Source organism: Pantoea sp. PvP021 (assembly GCF_054056055.1).
Window position 1 is genome coordinate 53,217 of sequence record NZ_JBSRXX010000004.1, and the last position, 24,198, is coordinate 77,414.

The following is a 24,198-nucleotide window of genomic DNA, read 5'->3' on the forward strand; positions in this document are numbered from 1 at the left end:
AAACCTCAGTTAAAGGCCACTTTCAGTGTGGCAGTTGCACTAAAGTCCTGACCGTTGGCAAATGTGGCATCCTTTTCCACTATCAAAAGACTCTCAATTTTTGGCGGCAGCGCAGGATCAACGTCATACCATCGTCCAAGTTCCATATGGGTGTTATTGCGTAACAGCTTAATACCCAATCCGATGGCATCTGTGCTCAGCACAGTGCTGTCAAAGTTTGCACCAGTACCGGCCAGCTGAATCTGGATGCTTTTTCCACCATCGTCACCACTGCAGGACAAGCTGTAATTAAGTGGCTGTCGGTAGATACCAGCAGCAATTTCGCTGATAAACACATCTCCAAAATTAACCGAAACAAGTTTATCGCTGTTGAATGAGCAGCGCCCGTCTGCTACCACAGTACCGGAAACGGAAATGGCTATAGTAGTGGGATCCATTATCGTGAACGCAGGACCGGACAACAGTAGGCTAGCGACTGCTGTCAGCAACCTCCACTTTTGAAATATGGATAAACCTGCCCTGAAGTACCAGAAAATGTTAAATGAGCAGGATTTCTTCATCCACGAATTCTCAGCCAGGAGTTTACCGGGCAGGCATACTGTTTTGTGGATTCGCGCACGCCGGAGTATCTTCACACTTTTTCCTCCTTCAGTAAGCCTGACTCATTTTCCCATTTTCAGAACGAACTATTTCAGGTGCTTCATTCATCATGCATTGCAAATGACATTTTCTGTACATACATCGTAATGTTTTACTACTGAGCGAATGCAAGCGTAAAGCTGAAATTAAACCCATGCGGCAGGGCAATTTTCCGCCAGAATCCATGCGCATATCAGCATCTCGCTTCTCATTTTTACAGTCACTGACATTGCCTGCCCTGATTAATAATCCTGACTGCATATGACAGTAATACTGCATATTTGAATATATATTTTCAATGTAAACCTCAGAATTTACACTTGTTGTTTGCATCAATACCAAAAAAAATGCAGTTATCGCTGAAAAAAAATAATTCTTCAGGCACTTGCCCGGAAAGTTGCTCCGTAGCATTGCATGAATGATTTCAGGTTTTTTTATATATCGCACAATAAAATCCTCATCCTTTTATCCTTGCTTTAACCACGAACGGTCGGATATCAGAATTAACCTGCTTTACTGCTTTTCACAGTGCACAAATTTTTATCACATCCGAACGTAAGTGTCGGGCGCCCGCCATAATCGTTTATGTATGTCAAAACAGGATTCATTCCTAAATCGCCTGCGCTGACGGCAAGCATAGTGCTGCTTTTGGGGGGAATCATCACAGGCGTAAATCCTTTCAATGAATCTTTACTCAGCTCATCGGCTCTTGCTCCTGCAATAGTTACGTAAAAGGGCGTAGGATTACTAACAACATATCTGCCCCCCTGCCGCATAAGAGTCAACTTTAAGTGCGGAAGGTCATCTTGTTTCTCGTGCATGTTTGAAATCAATGCAGGCCGGTAAAACAGCTTTATGCGTGTTTGCAGTGCTATCTGTAACGTGTTGGGTTTTCCTGGTTTAGGCGGGATTTCTCGCAGGTTAAAGTAGAATAATGTTTCCCTGTCCTGTGCCAGCATGTTCAGACCTGATGTAGGCTGTATTTTCACCTGACTTTTCTCCCCTGCATCAATACGCTGCAGAGGGGGTAATACCATTAAAGGCGACTCGATTTTTTTTCCGTTAGCATCTTCAATCCACGCCTGAGCAAGATAAGGAAGGTCTTTGTTCTGATTGCTGATACTGAGAGCTACAGAGGGATCGGTATCATTAAAAATCACTCTGGTACGGTCAAGAGCTATGGCGGCGCTGACCTGTTGAGCAGTTATTATTCCCAGTAATAATGCTTTACCAGCGTACTTAGTATAACGGCTTATCATCATGCAAGTTTTGTAATTCATCATACGTGAAATCTCCTTAACCATGAATAAAAGGCACCAATCAAGTCAACCTGAAACAGATTCTCAATCCGGTCATCCGGCATTTAACTCATACTTTCCGCATATCATAAATGATAACCCCTCAGGTTTATTCGGTCAGAATACTTTCCCCAATGGCACAGGCACAGGCACAGGCACAGGCATAAAACCATATCCCTGGGTCTATATTCATAAGTAAATTTTGTTTTATACGTTCACACTGGCGATGCATTGGCACCGCCAGCGCGTACATTTTTCACTGATTTATGACATATCAGGGACAGACGATGGTTTATTAGATCATCCGGAAAAGATGCCGGAAGTTTTATTATACACTGCGTCTTTCCGCCCCACTGCACACTCAGTTCTGAACCGGGGCTGATACCTGTTAACCAGGCGCTGCCACTGTCACTGATAATTCCGGATTGCATCTTATTTTCGTTCATTACAATAGCCCCGAAGGGAGGTGTGTCACCCTCTGCCATGGTGATAGTCGTCATTGCTTTATAACCGGAAACGACACTAAACTCACGATATCCGATCGCTCCCTCTGTAAAAGTTCCCTGCACAACAGATCGCGTTGTCTCAACGTTGTCAGGCAGCTTGTTAATGTCTACCTCAACGGTGCTGCGATAATAACTGTTGATGTCACTTATCACGGCATTACCAAATCTGTTGGTGTAGGTTAGACCACCATTTCCTTTAACGGGTATATTGCTCACGCCATCAGCATCGACCAGCATCCGGCTCCCTCCGTTAATGTTAACACGATGCAAAGCAGCTCCCTGAGGAGTTAAGGTCGCTCCTCCCCTCAGCGAAAGCCCTACCGCCTGATATTCGTTGCTTTCTGCACTGGCATTGAGCGTCATATCAGCCACATTTCCGGAATAAGAAAGATAAGTGCTGCCCAGAGCATTGCCATCACTCCTGAAACCACTTTTCAGACTAAAACTGAGGTCATCAAACTGACCGGAATAGCCAGCAGTGTGTGTAACGCGACCACGCAGGGATTGATTCTCATAATGCATTCTGTCATTGTGATTTACAGGCACACTTATACTAAGCGACAGACCATCATCACTCCCGCGGGCGTAGTGTGTACGATACGCAGACAGATTCAGATTTACATTTCTTAATCGCCATAAGTTAAAAGTACGTGCAAGTGACAACGTTAACGAATTACTGTCAGCCTGATTCCAGTATGTTTGATAGCTGCAATTGACATAGCTGCTCACCCCCAGAGAGGGAAAAAATTTGTTAAATGTGACCGCATACAACCCCTTACTGCTCCCGGGATGATCATCGCCATAACGGGCATTCAGATACTGCGACATATTCATAAATTCCCGTTCGGAAAAACGGTAACCGGTAAAAGTTAGCTGACTGTGCAGTTCCTGGAATCGCCGCGAATATCCCAGTCTGTAAGAGCTTCCGTTGCGATTTTCTTTATCAGGCAGTCGTGCCTGAGAATGCGTTACGTCAAATGACAATGCACCAAAGTCATAAAGATTGCGCCCTATGCCCACCGCTCCGGCATTATAATTTCCTGCCAGAATACTGCCTCCAAACAATGACCAGTTATTATTTATACCTTTTGAAAACTCTCCTGACATGAAAGCAGGCCCACCCTCTGAACGAATCAGATTCATGACTTTTCCTGAATACAGTTTGTAACGCAATAAACCCGGACGGGTTAGATACGGCGAGCTGAATGTTTCAACCTGAAATGACTGAACACTGCCGTCCTGTTCCGTTACTTTTACATCTAACTTACCGTTAAAGGCACTGTTCAGTTCCTGAATACGAAATGGCCCCGATGCTACGGTAGTTTCATAAATCACCCGGCCCTGCTGACTCACTGTTACCCTGGCATTAGTTTTAGCAACTCCTGAAACTTCCGGGGCATAAGCGCGTAAGTCAGGAGGAAGCATATTATCGTCGGTTATAAGGCTTGCACCAGTGAAGCGGAAGCTGTCAAAAAGACCAGAACCAAGATAATCTTCACCCAGTGTTAATCTGGCGCGCAAATGCCCCAGAGCGCGGTACATATAGTAACGACTCCAGTTCCAGTGATTTTCATTACCCGATGAGTAAAGCGGGGAAATATTATACTGTGCCTGCCAGTCAGCCCTGAATCGCCAGGCGCCTAGGTTGGTACCCGCAGTACCATTGCCACTCCACGATTGCGCTGATTGACCTCCAGATGTACGCACAGACTGGGCATTGAGGTTATAGTCCAAAAGCCCACCAGCAAGCCCTTCTTCCCAACGTGAAGGTGGATCCCAGTATTCGGAGGTATATTCAAGGTACCTGTGGGGCAAATTGACATGGAGTACCCCTTTACCAAGATCACCCCGAACCGCTGTTCCCGGCAGCGATTGAACATCAAGACACTTGCGGTCTTTCCACCACCTGAGTCGCCCGAGCGCATTCTTTTTAAGCCCAAACTGTTTAACCGTTTCGCGTGATAAACAGGGCAGGCTTTTATCAGGAGCACCGTCAGGTACTATAAACCGGACTGTCTGCTCGGATAGTTCTTTATCATTAACCCGGACAGCCATCCTGTATTCGCCTGGCATGATATAACCCGGGCGAGAGAATTGCTCAAGATTGACATGAGCACGGTCATTTACATCAAGCACATCACTGTTAAATTCAATATCCTCTGAGGCTGACGCCGGCTCAGCCACCACACCCAGTAATACTCCTGCAAGTGTCGGGCGAACAAAAAAGAGGAAAAGCTTCTTTCTTTTATATAAAAAATCGAATAATAACATGCGATTTTATTTCCCAACTACGGAAAATTATTCATAAGTATCTTACGCCCTGCTTTTACGAAACTGCCTCAATTAAGAATCGCAAGCAACTATAAAATAAGCATTAAAGGCGAATAACTGTCCTGTACCCTTAACTTATGAAAAATCATCCCTGATATAAATTCCCCTATAAATAAACCCTCACAATAGTCAGAGGTGCCTCAGTAAAAAATGATTTTATTTAGCCAGCTTCAGGAGCGGTTTTTTTCATTGATAAGCCAGTGTGAAATTGGCAACAGACGTAAACTCTCCCGGTAAAACCCGCTCTTTGCGACTGCCGTGCAGATATGCTGCGAAACGTAAAGTATTGTTGTTATCCTGAATTACTGTAGCTGGCGCTATCTGACCAAGCGTAATGTTTTTTCCATTATCTGCAGTAATGGCAATGGAGGCACCGGAAGCTGTCCCTTGTATTGCCAGATATCCAGGACGCAGCGTAGACTCCGTTCCGGTAAACATGGCAGTTACAGTTTTATCAGCGAGAGCCGTCACATCACAGTTTTCAAGCTTGATTTGAAAAGAACGGGGAGGAGACATGCCATCAGATGCCAGCATTTTATATGAAATCTGCCCAAGATTAACAGTCTGGTCAATCGTATCAGGTGTTATAGAGCAAGGCGCATTAATGATAGAACCTGTAAATGTCACGGTGCCATGGCCAGGACTGGCTGCATTAACAGTACCAGAAACTAATATCGTACTGGTCGCCAGAGCCAGTATAGTCTCTTTTTTTATCATAACTAAACCCTTAATTTATTAGTTAAATTAAAACGAAATTACCTTACAGTCAGTCTGCAAACAAGATAATGACTGTTGAATGTTAATCTGAGTGTGGCATACAGAAGCCTTTACACTCGCATTCAAATTATGACTGTTTTCAGCCGAATGGAAATCAGACAACCTGAATCACTTTGTAAGTTTTGGACTACAAGTAAAACTTTAAATTGATAACAAATTTACGGTCTTTTCCGAGTCGTACTTTTAATTTGTTTATGTAACCTGTTCTCGATGTTGCCAACGGATTGTGCAGTTAAAACGGATGATAACGGGACACATCTCATTTTTTTGCTGTAGCTAATTAAAAAGGCATCTCTGGTTAATAGCTGACTTAATAAAAAACCTCACGTTTCAGGAAAAAAATTCTACAAAAGTAGCCGCCGCTTACAAAAAACCGGTTTCAATACATTCTGATGCGCAATGTGTGAATACACTCTAAAGATTAAAGGTGAACGACCTCGATTTATTTACTGCACTCAGGCTTTGGTTTACCTTACTTTACTTTGCGTAAAAAAAATAATATTTATACAAACTAATTTACTTATGAACTCAACCATAACGTCAACAAAAAAATTATCATTAATAAATTATCTTATGTTGTTTTATCTGTATTCTGTATGTAAGGTTTGCTATCATTCATCCGGAGTTATTATGGCTTCATTTATTATCGTTGATGATCATCCACTGCTAAGGCTGGCCGTAAGAAATATCCTGGAAAAAGAAAACCACAGTGTTCTGGCTGAGGCATCGGATGGAAACGGTTTGGTTAAACTATTGCTAAACAGTAAAACTGATATTCTGATTCTTGATATCGATATGCCAGGCCCTGACGGGATCGAAATCATTTGTGACATTCGTCAGGCAGGAATACACATTCCGATAATAGTTATTAGTGGAAAAAACGCCAGCTATTACGCTCCGCTGACTATAAAATCAGGAGCAAATGGCTTTATTAGTAAAAAAAACGGCCTCGACGTATTACTGAGTGCTGTAAATGCAGCAATATCAGGCTATGGCTACTTTCCGTTTCCTAAAAATGAGATTTATAACAGCTCACATTTAAAAACAGACGCTGAACGACTTCAGACTTTATCGCGTCGTGAATTTGAAATACTGCACTTCCTGGGAGGTGGACGAGAATTGATAAGCATTGCCAATCAATTAAAAATCAGCACGAAAACAGTTAGTACTTATAAGGCCCGCCTGATGCAAAAGCTTGCTCTGAAAAACCATTACCACTTGCTGGATTTCACCCGCAGGAATAATATCAATTGAAGCTCTGCCATTATCTTCTAATCTCCATAACCCTGCTGAGCCTGCCATTGAATGTCAAGGCTGCGTCCCGTCAGTTACAGTATATGCTGCCTGCTATGCCAGACGTTTCAGCCCCCGTCCTGTCAGATACTGAATGGAGATGGCTCGGACAACGCAGGGTTGTCAGGCTGGCTTTGTATGGTCCGAGTCGACCGCCATTATACCGCAGCGATCCTGAGCACAGGCTGCAGGGGTATTTACCGGACCTGGCATGGACCTTAACCCGAAGCCTGGGCATGACACTGGAATTTATTCAGTATGACAATCCTGAAGAAGCCTATTCTGCACTGGAAAAAAAGGAAATTGATTTCATCTTCTCGCCTGCCGGCGATAAACCACGATTACTTCCTGATCAGGTGCAGACGATTGATATTGCACCGGCCTACCCTGTCGAAATGAAAAGAAAGGGTAATCCTGTCAGAGGAGGAGCTCCCTTTTACCCGGTAACTGACAAACATGTTTCCATGCCATCTCCAGGCTCAGAACCCGGGAAGCAACTTGCTGAGTTGGCTCAGGGAACTGTTCACATGAGCATTTTACCCGCTGTAGAAGCTTATTTTCTCACTCAACGTAAATACACTAATCTGATTGGCATCAGCCGGCTTTCATCACGGACCATTACGCCTTATCAGTTTGTATTCAGCCACAGTGACCCAGCTCTCTTCAGAACAATGAGTAAAGCCTTAAAACATTTAGGCTCTCATTCATCCGCCGGATTTATTTCGGGCAGATGGCAGCCGACCGGGCTTATTCGCTATCTCACCGCGCCCCTTGAACTGACAGATGAAGAAAAAGCCTGGGTAAAACGACAGCGTGAGGTACGGGTTGCAGCATCTGTCTTTAATCCCCCTTATTTCCTTTCAGCCGAAGGCCATGATGCAGGTATAGCGCCTGAGATTCTGGAACTGGTCACGCTCAAGACAGGACTTGAATTTCGTTTCATCCACGTTGATGACAGCAGGGACATGCAGGGTATTATGCAAAAAAATAACATTCATATGGTAGCACCGATGACTTGGAGTGCGCAACGTAGCCGCCAGTATCTGATGACAGTCCCCTTTATGTTTATGCCACAGGTACTTGTGACCCGAAATACGTTTTCTGGCCGTGATGAAATGAAACACGTCGTACTCCCTCCTGAACATGATTTGGCGTCATGGCTGACCGCACAATATCCGTCGGCCAGATTAACCCTGACAGATAATCCAGGCCTTGCAATGCAGTGGGTCGCAGAAGGCAGAGCAGATGTTTTTCTGGATACGCTGATTAGTGCACGCTATTTCGTCGAAAGGGTTCACAGCCACACACTTCGCATACAACAGGAACTTTCACTACCCGATGCAGCTATAGCATTTGCAGTCAGACACAGCGACCCCGAACTGCGCTCTTTACTTAATAAAACTATTCCGCTTATCCCTGCAGATATGATTACCGATATTCTTACACGCTGGAAAAGTACCCCGGCAGCCGGGTTTGATACCTGGAAAATTTACAGGGTTGAATTTTATACCGGAACAGCAGTGGCGTTCTGTGCACTTGCGGCTGCGATAATATGGGCCGGGCTGCTCTGGCGAAAGAAGGAATATGCACAGTGCCGTAAGGAACATCTACAGCGCGAGAACATGTTTCTAAGTCGCCTCATAAACGGACCGCCACGCCCCGTTTATGTTGTCACATGTGAAGGCAATATCATCCACACCAATCTGGCTTTTAGTAAATATTTTGATGACACAACGGCAATGCGCCTGTCCCTTTCACTATTTGATATAAGGCATCCTCTTTATCCGGTCTGGATTGAGATTATTAAGGCACCTCCAGAAGGCAATTCTGTTATAGAGTGTGAGTTTCAGATTGAGCAAAACGCCGGAAATTTCCGATGCATCCGTCACTGGATAACACGTTGTGAACAGCCAGATAACTCTGCAGACGGATTTATCGGCGGCTGGCAGGATGTTACAGAATACATCAACATGCAAAACGAACTGATGGATGCCCGAGCATGTGCAGAACAGGCCAGTCAGAGTAAAAGCCGCTTTCTCGCGGTGATGAGTCATGAGATACGTACTCCCCTGAGCGCTATTATTGGTTTACTTGAATTGCATAAACAGGAAGGCCGAACCGACACACATCTGACAGATATTGCATATGAAACCTCAAACAGTCTGATGTCGCTGATTGGGGATATACTGGATATTGCACGCATCGAGTCAGGCAAAATGACACTGGCACCCCGGTGGTGTCATCTCGACCACCTGATGAATTCGGTAATGTCTGCATTTGGTGCCCTTGCGCGCCTGAAAGGGATAACATTAACGCTGTATTGTCAGGAGAACTACGAGCTGCTTATTGACGGGGGACGCCTGCGACAGGTTCTGGCTAATCTGGTCGGAAATGCGATAAAATTTACCAACAATGGTTATGTGAGACTAACAGCCAGCCTTAATAATGATGGTCTTAATCTTCAGGTGCGTGACAGCGGGCTTGGTATTACTCCTGAGCAACATAAGAAGCTGTTTTCCCCTTTTGAACAGGGCATTCCGTCAGGAGGATCAGGCAGCGGACTAGGCCTGTTTATCAGCCGGGAAATCATTGAGCTCATGGGCGGCGGGCTGACACTTCAAAGCGAACCGGGTAAGGGCACGCTTGTCTGCATAACCCTTCCTGTAACATTCAGAACTCCATCGACAGCAGATACTGCACTGAATCAGTACGCAGCTTTACCGGCAGAAACACTACATCAGAGAACACCGCTTCATATACTGGTGGTAGACGATCATCCTGCTAACCGTCTTTTGATTTCCCGACAGCTTGCTCTGATGGGTCAGCATGTTACAGAAGCATTTGATGGTGCCGATGGGCTTGAAAAATGGAACAAAGGATTGTTTGACGTCATCATTACTGACTGCAGTATGCCGGTTATGGATGGACCTGAAATGGCAAAACGTATACGGGCAAAATGCGCACAAATCCATATCATAGGAATTACAGCCAATGCTCAGGAGTCAGAAAGACAACGCTGCATTCGTGCCGGTATGAATGATTGCTTGTTTCGCCCGGTAAAACTGGCAGTGCTTTCAGAGGCACTTCAAAAAGCCAGAAATATAAGAGACGCATTATCTCAGAGCCAGCCAGGCCAATGGTTTAACCCAGAGAATATGAACAACCCCTTGCCTTTCTCTCCTCATGTCAGCAATGACTTTATCTCAATGGTAATTGAAGAAACAGAGAAAGATCTGACACAGGCCCGACTGGCGTTAGAAGCAAATGATTATCTTTCTGCAAGGCGGAATTTTCATAGGATGGCTGGCACACTGGCTGTCACAGGCATGGAAGAACTGACCGAACAATGTGAGCTGCTTGAGGAACTGGCTGAGATGGAAGAAGAAGAAGCTGTGATAATTTCCCATATCAGTGATACAGAGGCATTGCTGAGAAAATTCAGGCTGGATTATTATCATACATTTCCAACTGTACGGCAGTGTTGCCACACCTCATTAGCATCATAAGGCTGTTTGTATTTGTCAGCTTCAATGCTGTCAGCTGGAAAAAAATATGCTAATTAAGAAGAATACTATCTAGTCAGTAGCGAACAGCTCGGTTCTCATCATACGGACACCGGCAGCGGCTGCATGTAGAACAGTCGTTGCCTTTACAACTTCGGTGACCTGCTAAACGCTCCGGCAAGATTATCGTTAAAAACCACCTACAATGGCTTGTAACTCTCAAATTAGCCTCATTAGCTGTATCTTTTCCGGATATTCCTGCACCCGTTTTAAAAAGAACTAACTAATAGCACTACTCCAGCTCTCCGCATCTCACTTTGCATGCTGAAAGGCTGCAAAACTAAAAGTCCCTGTTGCTGATGCTACAGCTGTTAATCCTCTCAGAGCGGAAGCAGCAGTGGCATTAGCCGGCAGAAAACTGGTTGTATTGCTCGGAACCGGTCAAAAAAGAAGCCTGTAGTACCCAATGCTTTTAGTCACGGTAATTGGTTTGTAGACGACTGCAGCCAGATTTTGTGCTGCTCTTTTTTTATGTGAAAAAGGTAAGTCTTCCTTTAAAGCCAGATGAGCCCACCTGACTAGCCAGGTAACGCCATCTTCCTCTGTCATCGGTCGTTATTCCGCTGATATTATTTTCATGATTAATATCGACGATTAAATCCTGGCTTACTACTAAACTTCTGCCGGTTGTTAATAAGTCGCTAGCTATTGCGAGGACACAAACATCCTCCAGCTTTCCCGTGAGAACCACACCTCAAGAGTTGTAGCGCCGTAAAAGTGAGTCTTCTGCAGGCACAGCTCTGATAACCGCACTACCTTGTAAATAGCCATTAGCAGGGCTACGTAATTAAGTCACACGAGCTAAAGATAAAGGGAATGAAAAACACCACTGAAGGGATAGAAGCATTAATAAAAAATCTCCGTACACGCCGGCCAAAGTGATTTACTGATACAAAACCGGCGAGACACTACTGATCCCGCACATGAAATGCGAAACATTATCCTGGTTGCCAGATGGTAACCTGACTGCGATGGTCTGGTCTGGAAGGTTGCAGGAACACGAAAGCCGTCCGGTATGATGATTAACTACTTCATAAAGAGTGGTGTGAGTCAGATGCCGTAGTTTGAGGATGTGCGCCACGGCGTAAAAGCATACAGCTAGTGATATTGCTTAATGGCATTAAACAGTTTGGTCTTGGCAGTGTTCGGTATGCGATAGACCAAATGAATATTTAATGAAACGAAAAAATCTTTGCAAGCCTGGACTAACTGCTGGGATTATATTCTGGTATCAAAAAAGTGAGACATAGCTCTCTACTCATTGAGTGATGAAAGTGACGGCATCGATTATTAATGATAAAGCGAATTATAAAAATCGTTAAGATTCATTAGGTTTTAGGTTAAAAATTGTAAAATCGGCACCTTCAATATATGAGATAAATATTAAAACCCGGAATTTTGAAACAAAACTGACCACCCAATTTTTACAGGCATGGCTGCTGGAGACGAGGACAGGGGTGAGCTCAATAGAAATCTATATAATATCCCCAAAAAATTTATATCTTCCTGAAGTAATTATTAGCAGAAAACTACAACTAAACAATTCATCTTCAGTCATTATTGTAGGGAATACTTAAAGGTACGTTTCTTTCACCCGCATAAAATACAATCAATGTCACTCCTTCGTTATCTGTGTATCCGCGGTGTAGCGTATCTACAACTTCAGCTATGGTTTCACCAGCATGAACAGTATGAAGCGCTCCACCATCCTTTTTCTGCACAGTGATGTTACCGTTGAGAACATATGCTGCATGAGGGATAGGATGCTGGTGCCAGTCTAGATAGCTATTAGGGGCAACACTTATCTTAAGTATGGTAAGTTGTGGCTTGCCAAGAGGATATCTTTTATAACTTTTCCCGTCCCATGAATTCTCCGCCTCAAGGAGCTTTTCTACATCAACTGTTGAGGCGAAACTATTTGTAATCATAGAAAAAAAAAGGAGACAAGATGGAAAAAAAAACCTTACTCGTAACAGAACATGGTTGACAAACCCAGACGATCTCATCGTTTGTACACTCCAGTTAAAATAAAATCTGAAAGCTGCATCTGCTAATCTTACTCGGACAGGTAAAAACCTATTACTAAGGACACAAATGGCTATTTTAAATATGTGAATATTTAAAAAAAATGGTGTGAATGATCCTACACATCACTCACACCAAAAGGAGATGCATATGCAGGGATATACATAACCGTTGAGGATAACATGCGTACTTAGCATACGCATGCTTTATTCAATTATGCACAAACAAAAACAATATAAAAGTCATTTAAATTATTAAAATATTAATTTCCTGTTAAAAATGCTCGCATAACACAAGAATCCTGGCACGCTTAAAACGGTAAGTATTACTTAAACCAGAGAATTGCAGCACTTGATATGTTTCATTGGTAATCTGACTGATGTCTAAATCTATTGATAACCATAAGCTGTATAACAGACCATTATGATATCGATAAACAATTAAACTCAGCATTCAAACAGATAGCGTTCAGGGACGAGCTCGGGTATGGCGATAAGATTGCGAATACTAACTAGCTTTGACAGCGTATCAGAGACAAAAAAAAAGCTGCCCCAGGGCAGCCAAAGCCTTACAGAATGTAAAATTATGGATACGTCGAGTTGGTGGTAGCCCCTGCTGGATTTGAACCAGCGACCAAACAATTATGAGTCGTCTGCTCTTACCGCTGAGCTAAAGGGCCATGCAGCATACTATAATTGATCCCATATAAAGAATCTACAAATCAGGCATTATTTAATATTAAATAATATTGTTCAAGTTCTGAGGCATCCATAGCAAGTACTTTTTGTGCAAGAAGTTTTCTTTTTGCACCAAGACGATGCTCTTCAGAGATATCATCTTTTATTGTGCCGCTCAAATCATACCGGCAAGACCCCTGCTGAGCCATAGCTAAAAGATAAGCGGGTCTGTGCGTGTAGTAACCAAGTGATTGATGCAGAAAGGAACGTATTTCATCATGACTTTTAGCGAGCAGGTTATCAGAATCTGGATTTTGAACTTTTTTTTGGATTAATGAAGTAAACATGTCGTTCTCAATTCCTATTGCTAACGGAAGAACTTGTTCGTGATTAAACAGCAATGGCCATTCATTGATGAGGAAATTCAGACATTTTTTTCGATATTTTCCATGACGTAACTTTTGTCGAGCCCTGAAAGATTTACTGCGTTTTTTTTGTAGAAATTTCTTGTTGTTTTTGACATGCCTGTTCACTCTCGCAGGCTCAGTATTACTGATAACAGTAGCTTTATCGCAAACTGCTTTAAGATGCTCGAAGGAAGATGGTTTGGCGTTTTTGGCAGCAGGAGATTTCTTCTTGAGGCGGAGTGTCATCCTGGCAGGCTTATCGATGTCATTCATAGGCAAGAATCTGTAGCTGAAAACAAAGTGTGAAGTATGGACTATCGAATAAGATATGTAAAATGTTCTTTGAAATCTTATAAATGCTGGGAGAAATAGAGTTTTTAAGGAAAAAATTACAAATTTATATTATACATTAAAGACATTCACCACGAAATATAACAACTTGACATCCTAAATAAAACACCACCTATTCAAATGATACATATCACTTCATAAACATAAAGAAAATACAAAAGCAGAAATTAAAAACCTCACTTAAACACAAACAAACACCGATAAAAAAGGACGAAGAATAGTAAAAGTCTTCTACTCTCCGTCATCCGAGCCAGGTGCACTATTAATTGCAAGAAAGTTCGAGAATTTTCAGCACTCTCAAAACAAATCTTGTTTGTAAAAAAGTATATTTATATAAAATAACCCAAAATTTAGTTAACCGCTTGGGTTATCTTAAACCAAACTTCATTCGTCGGCTATTAAATGAGTTCTGACGAAAGAAATATCCATCACTTATCTCGATATAAAAATTAATGCAAACATGATTTGCCGTACTAAGCGATTTAGTCATGCTTAATTCTCTGGAGACAACGATCTATTTTGCGTAAAAGGTAATCAGGCAACGAGTGATAAACACAAGTTATAATTTTTTCATTATTTAAAAAAGAAGAATTTTCAAAATGAGTACCAGACCAAGATAATAAATTTTTGTTTCTCTCAGGTATAATACCAAACCCCTCCCCGTCAAGTATCATCTCTCTCATCAATTCGTTAGTTCCTACTACCTGTACTGAAGAGCCAGATTCCGATCTCAAGAACTCCGCCACATGCCTAACTCTGGGGTTAAGAGTTTGTTCCTTACACAAAATTAAGGTATCGGGTGTATCAACAGCACCGGTTGCTTGTACACGGCAAAGTCGGTCTGTAAAACTTTTTGTATATGCTTTTTTATTATTTATAAATATATCCCTGGATACAAAGAACATTGATTCTGAACTTGCAGAAGCTGCACTAATTTCGTTTTGCTTATCTAAAAAATGGCAGCTTACAATCCAATCCTTTTCATTCTTAATCATATATGACTGGATTTCTTTTATTATGAATTCGTTACCCCAGTCAAAATATATTGAAATTTCTTTCTTTTTAGTTCTTTCAGGCTTTATGTCGAGTTCTATTTGACAAAGCTCTTCATATAAGTGTTTCAATTTATTGTGTATAACAATTCCTTCATCAGTTAAGTTAAGGCCCTTCCCATTCCTTATGAAAAGCTTTTTGTTATAATAACTTTCAAATTCAGAAATCATGCGACTAATCGGCGATATAGTGAGTGATAACTCCTCTGCAGCACCACTGACTGTACCACACCGAACGACCGTCATAAAAACCCTTAACTTTTTTGAAATAAGACTCATATATCCCCCATATTTAAAATATATTCTTTAGCCGGAGCGCATTGCTAAAATTAAAGTAAAGTATTTACCATTAAGTTAATTGCCAATTTAGAATATATAATCACTAAAAAGTAGAAAGGGGGTTTTATTAATTGTAAAAATACAGGGCAGCATAAAAAAAGCTCGCTGCTTTTATTTATAAAAAAAGATTAATGCAGGGGGATCCCATTTAAAAAATTAAGTTAAAAATTAATAATAATCACAAACAAGTTAACTTTTTTATTAAGCACTTATACTAACACGCGCCTGAAACAAGCTAGTGTAGATTCTAGCGCCATAATGATGTTATCTGCTTAAAATAAGCATCATATATTTTTATTCTAGTAGGGCTAAAGCAGGGCAGTCTGGTTAAGATATAATTTATTGAGAACCTGGAAAACTTATTTTTTCTGGCTAAGAGGCTGACTAACGAAATTCAAATATGATTATTTATACAGAATCTATCTCCTGATCACTTGCTGCCAAGTTTTTGTATACAAAGACGGAATATAAAACCGTTTCCAAATCTTTTGCACAAGATTGTTACGCTTTTTATTTACCCACGCTTAATACCTATCTTACAAATAACATGCCAATTAATTATAAGTCAGCATTACTATATAAATAATTAATAATAAAATAGGAGAAAATTCATAAATAATAAATAAGCATTTCATTTTCTTATAACTTGAAGGTGGTTTTTTAAATGTGCTCAAAATTAAAATAAATGTCTTTTTTCGGGGATGTCAATCAAAACATTTTATCTTTTCATTTTTTTTATCGGAATCATATGAAGAGTTTATGATGTTTATCAAGCTTGTTAAGTTATAACAAAAAGAGCAATGCACACTATTTTTTTTGATGGCATTTAAAAGTTCGTCTCTTTTAGTATCTTGATCAGTATGATGGAATATTATTGAAAGAAGACAGTCTAAAATATTATCTCCACATTTATTAATTCCTTTGTAGCTTTCAGCCAGATGTATGGCGTTTTCAGAATTACCTGAGTACGCGCTTAAAGAAACAAATAAAATTTTCACCGAAAAAAAATCTGGATTGATATAATCAATCATCTTTAGAACCCTTCCTGCTTCGTCAAGACTATTAGATTTTACTAAATAACAAACATAAAGAAAGTAAACTTCAACTGAAAATGGTGATATAAACATTGCAGATTCAAACTGCGCCTGTGCTGAAACATTTCCATGCTTTAAACTAAGAGCATTTAAAGACATAGTTAATGCACATTCTGTAGTGTTTACATTTATATCGCTTATTAGATTTGAAATAAAATCTTCAACTTTTTCTTTTTGTATTATCCCAAACAACTCAAGTGATAAGTAAAAACCAATTGAGTTACATATCTCTGATGTATCAAAGTAACTTAATTCAGCAGTTTCATAATCATTTCGAAATTTTGACTCACTAAACAAAGCCTCTTTCAAGCAAGTGCCACAATCAAAATTTGATTCTAATTCATTGTCTGACAGGTATACGGAAGAACTTAAATCCCTGATTATATCTTTAAATGCTGAGTTGATTTGCAACAAAGTTACGGGAAGATCTTTATCTAAGAGAACTTTTTTCTTACCTACAATTATCATGGAATCACTTTTGGTAATCTCTATTCTAATCCAGCTTCGATACTTGGTTGAAACCTCTATGCCTGTTATGAAATAGTGAACGCCAGCATCTCTCAGCAAATGATAATTTTCAATAAATTTATCATTATCGATTGTCATTGCTGAAACCATCAAAAAAACATTAGCATAAATCCGCTCATATCCTAGATTTTGAATATAATCAAAAATTAACAAGGATTCCTCATGACTTCTCATTTTGAATGGGAAGATAGCAACTTTAATTAGATTGTTTTCATTCCCGGATTTTGCTACAGAATCATTTTTCGTGACACGCATTACAAAACGATATCCTTTACCATATACTGTTTCTATGTATTTAGTTGATGTCGATTCTCTTAAAATTTTACGTAACACATATACGCACCTGGTTAATGATTCATCTGAAACCTGATCAGACCTCCAGACTTCCATCAGGATTGTTTCTTTATTGACTACTTCTCCTTCATGATCTAGCAATAGTCTTAGCACCTTTAATTCTTTTGGAGGCAGGTTTACAATTTTCTCATCATAGTAAAGAGTTTGCCCGTGCTTAAGTGTATACTGCCCGAAAATATAATTTCTCATATGTCGTTTAGCCTGAAGGAATTGTAGTGAATGGATTTATAAAAAAGGTGAAAACCTTGATATTATTATAAAAAAACAATTAAGAAAAAATGTTCTGCCCTAATAAGAACTTTTGTCTCATAAAGCCACCTACCACTCACCTACTGTCTATGATAATAAATTTAGTGAGGCTCGCACCGCTGTGTTGGAAGTTATTTAATAATAAGGCCATGATTAATCTATAGTGCAAGATGAATGCTTCCTGTGGCATTTGTATTCTGAATCAGAACATTATCACGCGTAATAATTGATACTATCCAAATTCAAACTTCGATTTAACATGTACTAAGATACCAATTCCTGGCATAAGAACATGATCACAAAATGATCCCAAACATAGGATTCTTGATGGATATCATCATAAAATTCATTAGTATTTTCATTTAGTTAAAATACTTTACAGCACTCAATAAACAGTGTAAAAAAAGCAGAAGTACTTGATTGAAAAGCCAAAGATACAGTATTTAGATTTTTTAATTAATAATTCTCTCAAAATAAAAAACTTTTCATTATCAATGCCGGGGTTATAATCCTGATGTTCCCGTATCTGATATTTAATTTCTGTGAGGTGTGAAATTGTCTTTCTCGACCCATACTGCCGTCCTTGACTGCCGCAAACAAATTATCATAATAAACAATGATATAAAAATCGCTCTAACCCCGGTACAGTTTTTATTTTTATCGGTATTGATGGATGGCATAACTGAAAAAAAGGCTATTATTGAAAAGGTATGGGGACAGGTAGGCGACTCACGTTACGATAATAATTACTATCAAATCATATTCCAAATCAGGCACCTCCTTAAAAAAAACAACCTGACTGTGGATTTTTTGCAAACGATACACTGTCATGGTGTGAGGCTAAATTACGATGCTCTAGGCGTAAAGCAAAGGAAGTTATTTGAAAGATTCTTTGCTTTATTTCGCTTTAGTAATTAGTTGTTGACTTATAGGGCTCACACTAACATAAGCTATTTCTCACTGCTAATAACTAAAGCATGAACGCATCCTGAAAAAGCGTAATCAGCTTCACATAGTCTTCTCTGGACTTAATGTTTAACTTGGCCAGAATGTTATGCTTATGACTGTAAATTGTTTTGCTGGTAACGTTGAGCCTTCTTGCGATATCTTTGACCGGAATACCCTTTGCAAGATATATCATTACTTCCTTTTGAATACCCGTAAGCCCAAAAGTTGCGCTGAAAAGACAAGCATGCGTTGTATTATTATAATGATGGCGGAATGCGTCACTCGTACCTATTTTTTCAACAGCTTCATTCAGACGCAGAACTTTAAAGCTTTTGAAACAGCTTTCGAAACTTTTAAAAGTCTCATAAAAATTCTCACAAACAACAATCTGTGTAGATGAATTTGAATAACTATTAATTCGCTTTAGTCGCCAATAAACCCCTCTCATTCCGAAATCTTTACTGAAGAAATGGAATATGTACTGTTTTTTATTACCAAATTTTAGTCGGTCACAATCTTCCGGGGTTATACGTTTTAAAGCAAGTGAGCTTAAGTTTTTTTCCCTCCGTTTAAGGTTAATCAAACCTGTCAACCCTTCCATAAAAAAGTAGTTTTCGCTTACTGCCCAGAACTCTTCCATTTCGTATCCTGTCTATTTATTTCCTGTCAAAAAATATTATGCTGAGCAGCGACATAAAGCTGCCATATTAGCATTTTGTTGCTAGAAAATTACTATACTAACTGAGATTGATAAAGATGCGTTTTTATAGATTTTTTATAACCAGTCGATGATGATCCCAATTTTAAACATATTCAAATTAAAGTAGATTGCATTATTTAACCACATAAATAATGTTATTTTTTTAAAATCAATGACCAGCCAATACTTAAAGCTTGATGATGATAGCTATGATTGTTTAAATATATTAATAAACATCTCATGCTGAATCACTTTTAGCATTAAGAAAGCTTAGATTAGTTCCACCCGATGAAACCCGGAAGACACATACAAAATAATTCAAATTTTTCATAAAGTTATGGCGCGTCGACATGAGTTTTTCTTCGTTAAACTTTTGCATTAACATAATACTCCTACCATACTGGCACTAAGTAATGATGTACTTTACATTTCAGAATATAAAATCCTCTAAATTTATGAGCAAGTGGCGCCGTTGTTTTTTCCTGTGTTTTTACTCTCAGTCCACAGACACATAAAAAACATCTCGCCACAACATCTTTTCATTAAGAGCAGGGTACATATACTATTAATTATCATATAAGTCTGTTAAAGGTATGGATTTTTTATATATTGCTCTATCTGACCTTAATCACTGGTAAATCTTGAGGAGATTTTACCACTATGCACATGAGGTTAATCAGATAATAAGCGTTTATTATTGTTTTTTTAACCCAGTTACTCACCCTGCAGACAGAATGTCGTCAGTTTTTGAAGTGACAATCCTCCCGCCTGTGAATATTCCTGGTGGTGTATTGAACGCTGGCACTGCCGCGCGCCCTCATCAAAGTATTAATCACATCTCTGTAGTTGCCGCAGACCTTTAATCGAGCTGTCATGCCAGAGTGCTCATGAGAATCATATTCGACGCTGCTAACAAGACTTAGAAAGACCAAGCCGAGTCAGGATAATTTTGTATTCCGATGGAAATTTCTACGCCGGAGGATTTCTGATAACTATCAGGTATGCCATAAGACTTTTAAGATCCTGTCTAAGTTGCCGCGACGTCAAAATGATTTTCACAGGTTCAGTCTATGACTGGCTCAGGTATCCTTACTGTAGTCTATCGGGTGTATGTGGCCTGCTCCCGATTAATTAAAACACCTCGAAGCCAGCCAGGTTTCCATAAGTCATATGAGGACATCCCCATAGAGAGGCGATTTTACGACGACTGATCATCAGTAATTTTCGCAAGGCCCATGCCGGGGTTCCGGCATGGGCACTCTGCCGCAGGCATGCCAGTTGATACCCCACCTTTAACACATGCCGCAGGACGACTGATGACATGCAAGTACCTGATGTGAAGCGGCACAGCCCCCCTGAAGAGGAGAACTCCCGTCTCAGGAAGCCGTCTGATTAAGCCATGCCGGATAATGAGATTCTTTGAAGGGCTTCGGGCTGAAGTTCTTACGGCAGGCCCTAAGCGGTGCAGTTGAAGTCATGTGTGAGTTAACGGGCCTGTCACATTACGCACCTGCAGGCAGGCAGCTCCCTGTCAGCCTGTTGATGTCCGGAGCTGCTTCCGGCTGCTCACGCGCAGCTATCTATGCGCACCACTCAGCCGGCACCTGAATGCTGCCGCGTCGGTTAATGACCCGGCAGCTTCTGCGGCGTGAAAGCTTTATACGTTTATCACTAACGGCTTTACCGTATCTGTCACCTTGATAGCCGGAGCGTAAGCGCTGGCGGCGTCGTTAAGGGCCGGCAACTGAGCGGCTTCCGCTTCTGCGTCAGGATGCACCGAACCTGACCTGGCCCGGCCGGTGAGTTTTGTCGTGGATGAACCCTGCAGCTGCCGCAGGAATAAGTACCCTACCTGTGGTGATGACTTCATGAAGGAGTTCCTGACTACAGCTACTTTATCCGGTAATTACAGGCATTCAGGTGACACGCATTCCGGACTGCATTAGCTGACTCGGAGCTATCCTGCGGTGATAATAAAAGATGAGGACCCCGAATTTGCCTTCCGCGTGCTGAGCGAGTCCTTGGGCATAGTGTTAAGCCGGGCTTAATCCAGCCGGTGAAGCCGGCGCAGAACGGATTTACTGAGAGTTTTAACGGCCGCTGTCGTGATGAAAGCCTGAATGAGCGCTGGTCCGCAAGATTTCTACGCCAGAAATATCATTCATAACTGACAGTACGACTTTAGTAAGTACCCTCCACATTCGTCGCAGAACGCACGAATACCATCTGAATTCGCAGTGCGCTGGAGAAAAAATAAATGGTAAATAAACCAATAGGGCTGACTAAACCTTGTATCTGATACCGAAAGCAGGCCAGCCGGAATTTTTTCCTATAATCAACAAGCTAATTTTAATTCAGTAATCACAGATTCTGACCCATTCCATTTGATAAATTATTTGCCCAATTTTTTATGAACTAATCGGCCATGCAGCATTTATAAAATAAATTAATTCTGGTGGCATCCATAACTACATGTTTATTATGCTAATTTCAGAGCCACCAGTTTTTCATCAGAAAGAATAAGATATGCCAATTATTCCCGTAACCAGGGATGATATTTTATTACCTTTAACATAGTTAATCTCAGCATCGACATTCAAATCATTGTTAATTTTGGTATTAATACCCATACCCGATCTTATCCTGCTTCCTGATAAATCATTATTAAATTGATAGTTGTTAATTTTTACACTATTCGAGGTAATAAACTCCTGTATAGTACCTAACGTTAAGTAAGGCATAACGTCAGGTCTGCCTGATAGGCTTTTTCCGGCACGCAGGCCAGCTTCACCCTGCAGCGAACGAATGCCGGAAATATCTGCCTGCATGCCATTGTCAAGCTTGAGTTTAGCTCCCTCGGCCTGAAACCAGGTTACTCTGATGTACGGTGTGATCCACAGTGATTCATTCCAGGTAAACTTTTTGCCACTCTCGGCGGCCATGCCATAGCCTTTTTGTTTGAAGCTGCCATTGACTGCCTCACCACCAGTCATGTTTGTATGCAGCTTGTTGCTGAGAAGGTTAGCTTTAAGAACCACATCCATATAGGAATTATCAGTGCCAAATCTGCTATAAATACCCGCCCCCCAGCTTTCAGTATGACTTTTCCCGCCGCGGACGTGCCTGACATCATTGCTGGAGTGAACCCCAAAAACACCAGTCAGGGTCTTAGACAGAGTTGTCTCAAGCTCTTTTTCAGCGCCAATGATTATCCCTTTCTGACTAAAATCATGCTGCGCCCCCCAGCCAACTTTTTGCTTTGAATCACTGGACAAAAATTGCCCCCATGCTCGATTTCCGGATGACTGCTGGTCAGAATATTCCTGACGATGGCCGAACAGAGTATTCATTTCCCCGGTGAAAATTTCACGTGGAACACCTGCCATACTCATGATGGCATCTGTTGAAGAAGAGGTCTGACGATCACTTTTATCATCTTCTTCTTCTTTATTACCCTCTTCTTCTTTATGATCCTCTTCTTCTTTATCATCATCCTCGCCTTTTAGGCGGTCAGGCGACAAATACCAGCTGTTCCCCTGCTTTTTCAGTGCATACTGCCAGACACCAATATCTGCATAATTATTTTTCAGACTAAAAGATGCATTTCCGTCTGCAATATGTACCAGCTTTAAAGAGTCAGTATCTTTGGCTGCAGGCTCGACACCCGAGTTAGCTACGCTGATAAGAAAGTCACCATCAGCATTATCGGTAACATTCAAAAAGTCTCCATTTCTATGAGAAATATTGGTATGCATGTAAAACTCACCGTTACCGCTCAACGTCTTCACATGTAGCGTTTTGAAATCCGAATTAACATCACCAAAAATGACGGCACCATTTTTCATTACGAGTGATTGCTGCATGCTGTCTTCAGTCATTTCCCAGGTGCCACCACTTTTAAGCACTACCGATTGTAACCCCCTGAGCTGACCTGTGACAAAGGCGTTATTTTCCAGCCTTAATCTCGCCTGCCCGCCCGCAGAATTATCCATATTAATATCACCGGCAAGCCGGGTGTTACTTACAATAACATCAGCATCAATGGTTCCGCTGATATCAATAAGGTTATTATCTTTTCCTTTTAATATAGTGCCGTTAATTATTAAAAAATCATTTTTTTGTAAGTCATCACTGTCACTGTGGCGATCAATTGCTATGGCTGCAGAATCGCTACTGGAGAGTACCGAATTGTCTAAGATATAGGTTCCAGGAGTATTCATCATATCGCTTATTGCTACACGCAAACTAGCATCTTTACTAAAAATCTGAGAATCCTTAACAAATACTCTCTCAGGCATATATGCATATATACCAGCACCCACAGTTGAGACTAATTTAGAATTCTCCACGCTGACATCCGACCTGAGATTCGCATTCAGGGCTGAATTTCCATAAAACAAGGAGGATAAATTTTTCTTCTCCAGTGTTGAATCTCTGATGATGGCTTTCACTGACTTATCAGGTATAACTCCATTATGAAACCCACCTACGCTGACAGCACTTAAGTCATTGTCATAGTATCCTATATTTCCAGAGCCAATATAAGAACCATCACTGATTATTAACGCTGCTCCCTGCGTATGAACACTCACTCCATTAGCAACATTTGCTCTGGAGAAAGTTAAAACCCTGTCGCCTGCGTTCAGGAGCTGATTGTTACCATCGTGAAAGGCAGATATAGACGTATCGATTGCTGTGAATTTAAAATCAGGTTTTGAATCAGAAGCATTTTCATTAGTCTTAAAAATATGATTTTCAAACCCGTCCCCCTTAACGATTATATCGTAACTTCCGACCAGAGTAACGTCTGCATTAGCTGAATCAGCGACACACAGACCTGCCAGCATGACCCCTTTAACAACTGATTGAGATAAGCTAAGCTTCATCACAATTCTCATCCTTCCATTTATTAAAATTATTTTTAATTCACGCCTGACTGTTAAGTTCAAAATTTGACATCGCTGACATGCATGGTTATACCATCCTGTTCCCGAATTCAACCATGCGCCCACACATCATTTAAATGAAGCAAGTCAGCTATGCTTTAAGACCATATTGTTTTTATTT

13 protein-coding genes, 1 tRNA gene and 1 pseudogene are annotated in these 24,198 nt (G+C 40.9%); 3 read left to right on the top strand and 12 right to left on the bottom strand.

Annotated elements, in window-relative coordinates:
• Positions 1 to 5: 5 nt before the first annotated feature.
• From ACVKSX_RS13455 to ACVKSX_RS13475, 5 genes are all read right to left on the bottom strand, one after another.
• Positions 6 to 437, bottom strand: coding sequence for a fimbrial protein (locus tag ACVKSX_RS13455; RefSeq protein ID WP_163762701.1), 432 nt, complete (start codon positions 435 to 437; stop codon positions 6 to 8).
• Positions 438 to 648: 211 nt separating this feature from the next.
• Positions 649 to 1,086 carry a hypothetical protein gene (locus tag ACVKSX_RS13460; protein WP_163762700.1) on the bottom strand — a complete coding sequence of 146 codons (438 nt, stop codon included), beginning with the start codon at positions 1,084 to 1,086 and terminating at the stop codon, positions 649 to 651.
• A gap of 56 nt (positions 1,087 to 1,142) precedes the next feature.
• Complete coding sequence (locus tag ACVKSX_RS13465; protein WP_277950701.1) at positions 1,143 to 1,919, bottom strand: fimbria/pilus periplasmic chaperone; 777 nt, start codon at positions 1,917 to 1,919, stop codon at positions 1,143 to 1,145.
• 233 nt (positions 1,920 to 2,152) lie between these two features.
• Positions 2,153 to 4,714 carry a fimbria/pilus outer membrane usher protein gene (locus ACVKSX_RS13470; RefSeq protein ID WP_163762699.1) on the bottom strand — a complete coding sequence of 854 codons (2,562 nt, stop codon included), beginning with the start codon at positions 4,712 to 4,714 and terminating at the stop codon, positions 2,153 to 2,155.
• Between the two features lie 246 nt (positions 4,715 to 4,960).
• Positions 4,961 to 5,491 (bottom strand): fimbrial protein, encoded by a 531-nt coding sequence (locus ACVKSX_RS13475; RefSeq protein WP_132500119.1) that lies wholly within the window; start codon positions 5,489 to 5,491, stop codon positions 4,961 to 4,963.
• 690 nt (positions 5,492 to 6,181) lie between these two features.
• Between ACVKSX_RS13475 and ACVKSX_RS13480 the strand changes: the two genes are divergently transcribed.
• Both ACVKSX_RS13480 and ACVKSX_RS13485 read left to right on the top strand, forming a co-directional pair.
• Positions 6,182 to 6,805: a response regulator gene (locus ACVKSX_RS13480; protein WP_132500118.1), complete on the top strand. Its 624-nt coding sequence runs from the start codon at positions 6,182 to 6,184 to the stop codon at positions 6,803 to 6,805.
• A 275-nt stretch (positions 6,806 to 7,080) separates the two neighbouring features.
• A complete protein-coding gene (locus ACVKSX_RS13485; RefSeq protein WP_163762698.1) occupies positions 7,081 to 10,350 on the top strand; it encodes an ATP-binding protein in 3,270 nt (1,089 codons plus the stop codon).
• A gap of 1,607 nt (positions 10,351 to 11,957) precedes the next feature.
• Here ACVKSX_RS13485 and ACVKSX_RS13490 read toward each other — a convergent pair.
• The 6 genes from ACVKSX_RS13490 to ACVKSX_RS13515 all read right to left on the bottom strand — a co-directional run bounded on the left by ACVKSX_RS13490 (position 11,958) and on the right by ACVKSX_RS13515 (position 19,071).
• The gene (locus ACVKSX_RS13490) at positions 11,958 to 12,413 is read right to left on the bottom strand and encodes a cupin domain-containing protein (RefSeq protein ID WP_242459351.1); all 456 of its coding nucleotides are present in this window, start codon (positions 12,411 to 12,413) and stop codon (positions 11,958 to 11,960) included.
• 622 nt (positions 12,414 to 13,035) lie between these two features.
• Positions 13,036 to 13,111, bottom strand: a tRNA-Ile gene (locus ACVKSX_RS13495).
• 42 nt (positions 13,112 to 13,153) lie between these two features.
• Positions 13,154 to 13,789, bottom strand: coding sequence for a ProQ/FINO family protein (locus ACVKSX_RS13500; RefSeq protein WP_163762697.1), 636 nt, complete (start codon positions 13,787 to 13,789; stop codon positions 13,154 to 13,156).
• A 560-nt stretch (positions 13,790 to 14,349) separates the two neighbouring features.
• Entirely contained in the window at positions 14,350 to 15,198 is an 849-nt protein-coding gene (locus ACVKSX_RS13505; protein ID WP_163762696.1) for a helix-turn-helix domain-containing protein, read from the bottom strand.
• A gap of 764 nt (positions 15,199 to 15,962) precedes the next feature.
• On the bottom strand, positions 15,963 to 17,423 hold the full coding sequence (locus ACVKSX_RS13510) for a winged helix-turn-helix domain-containing protein (RefSeq protein ID WP_354439115.1): 1,461 nt from the start codon (positions 17,421 to 17,423) through the stop codon (positions 15,963 to 15,965).
• 1,030 nt (positions 17,424 to 18,453) lie between these two features.
• On the bottom strand, positions 18,454 to 19,071 hold the full coding sequence (locus ACVKSX_RS13515; RefSeq protein WP_163762694.1) for a helix-turn-helix domain-containing protein: 618 nt from the start codon (positions 19,069 to 19,071) through the stop codon (positions 18,454 to 18,456).
• Between the two features lie 1,255 nt (positions 19,072 to 20,326).
• Between ACVKSX_RS13515 and ACVKSX_RS13520 the strand changes: the two are divergent.
• Positions 20,327 to 21,395: pseudogene (locus ACVKSX_RS13520) on the top strand (integrase core domain-containing protein).
• Positions 21,396 to 21,641: 246 nt separating this feature from the next.
• Here ACVKSX_RS13520 and ACVKSX_RS13525 read toward each other — a convergent pair.
• The gene (locus ACVKSX_RS13525; RefSeq protein ID WP_242459379.1) at positions 21,642 to 24,017 is read right to left on the bottom strand and encodes an autotransporter outer membrane beta-barrel domain-containing protein; all 2,376 of its coding nucleotides are present in this window, start codon (positions 24,015 to 24,017) and stop codon (positions 21,642 to 21,644) included.
• Between the last annotated feature and the right edge of the window lie 181 nt (positions 24,018 to 24,198).

Excerpts from the sequence above, each read along its gene's own strand:
- ACVKSX_RS13480 (WP_132500118.1), top strand. The coding sequence starts at position 6,182 with ATGGCTTCATTTATTATCGTTGATGATCATCCACTGCTAAGGCTGGCC.
- ACVKSX_RS13475 (WP_132500119.1), bottom strand. The coding sequence starts at position 5,491 with ATGATAAAAAAAGAGACTATACTGGCTCTGGCGACCAGTACGATATTA.
- ACVKSX_RS13465 (WP_277950701.1), bottom strand. The coding sequence starts at position 1,919 with ATGAATTACAAAACTTGCATGATGATAAGCCGTTATACTAAGTACGCT.
- ACVKSX_RS13470 (WP_163762699.1), bottom strand. The coding sequence starts at position 4,714 with ATGTTATTATTCGATTTTTTATATAAAAGAAAGAAGCTTTTCCTCTTT.
- ACVKSX_RS13515 (WP_163762694.1), bottom strand. The coding sequence starts at position 19,071 with ATGGAAGAGTTCTGGGCAGTAAGCGAAAACTACTTTTTTATGGAAGGG.
- ACVKSX_RS13525 (WP_242459379.1), bottom strand. The coding sequence starts at position 24,017 with ATGAAGCTTAGCTTATCTCAATCAGTTGTTAAAGGGGTCATGCTGGCA.
- ACVKSX_RS13485 (WP_163762698.1), top strand. The coding sequence starts at position 7,081 with ATGACACTGGAATTTATTCAGTATGACAATCCTGAAGAAGCCTATTCT.
- ACVKSX_RS13505 (WP_163762696.1), bottom strand. The coding sequence starts at position 15,198 with ATGAGTCTTATTTCAAAAAAGTTAAGGGTTTTTATGACGGTCGTTCGG.
- ACVKSX_RS13500 (WP_163762697.1), bottom strand. The coding sequence starts at position 13,789 with ATGAATGACATCGATAAGCCTGCCAGGATGACACTCCGCCTCAAGAAG.
- ACVKSX_RS13455 (WP_163762701.1), bottom strand. The coding sequence starts at position 437 with ATGGATCCCACTACTATAGCCATTTCCGTTTCCGGTACTGTGGTAGCA.
- ACVKSX_RS13510 (WP_354439115.1), bottom strand. The coding sequence starts at position 17,423 with ATGAGAAATTATATTTTCGGGCAGTATACACTTAAGCACGGGCAAACT.
- ACVKSX_RS13490 (WP_242459351.1), bottom strand. The coding sequence starts at position 12,413 with ATGAGATCGTCTGGGTTTGTCAACCATGTTCTGTTACGAGTAAGGTTT.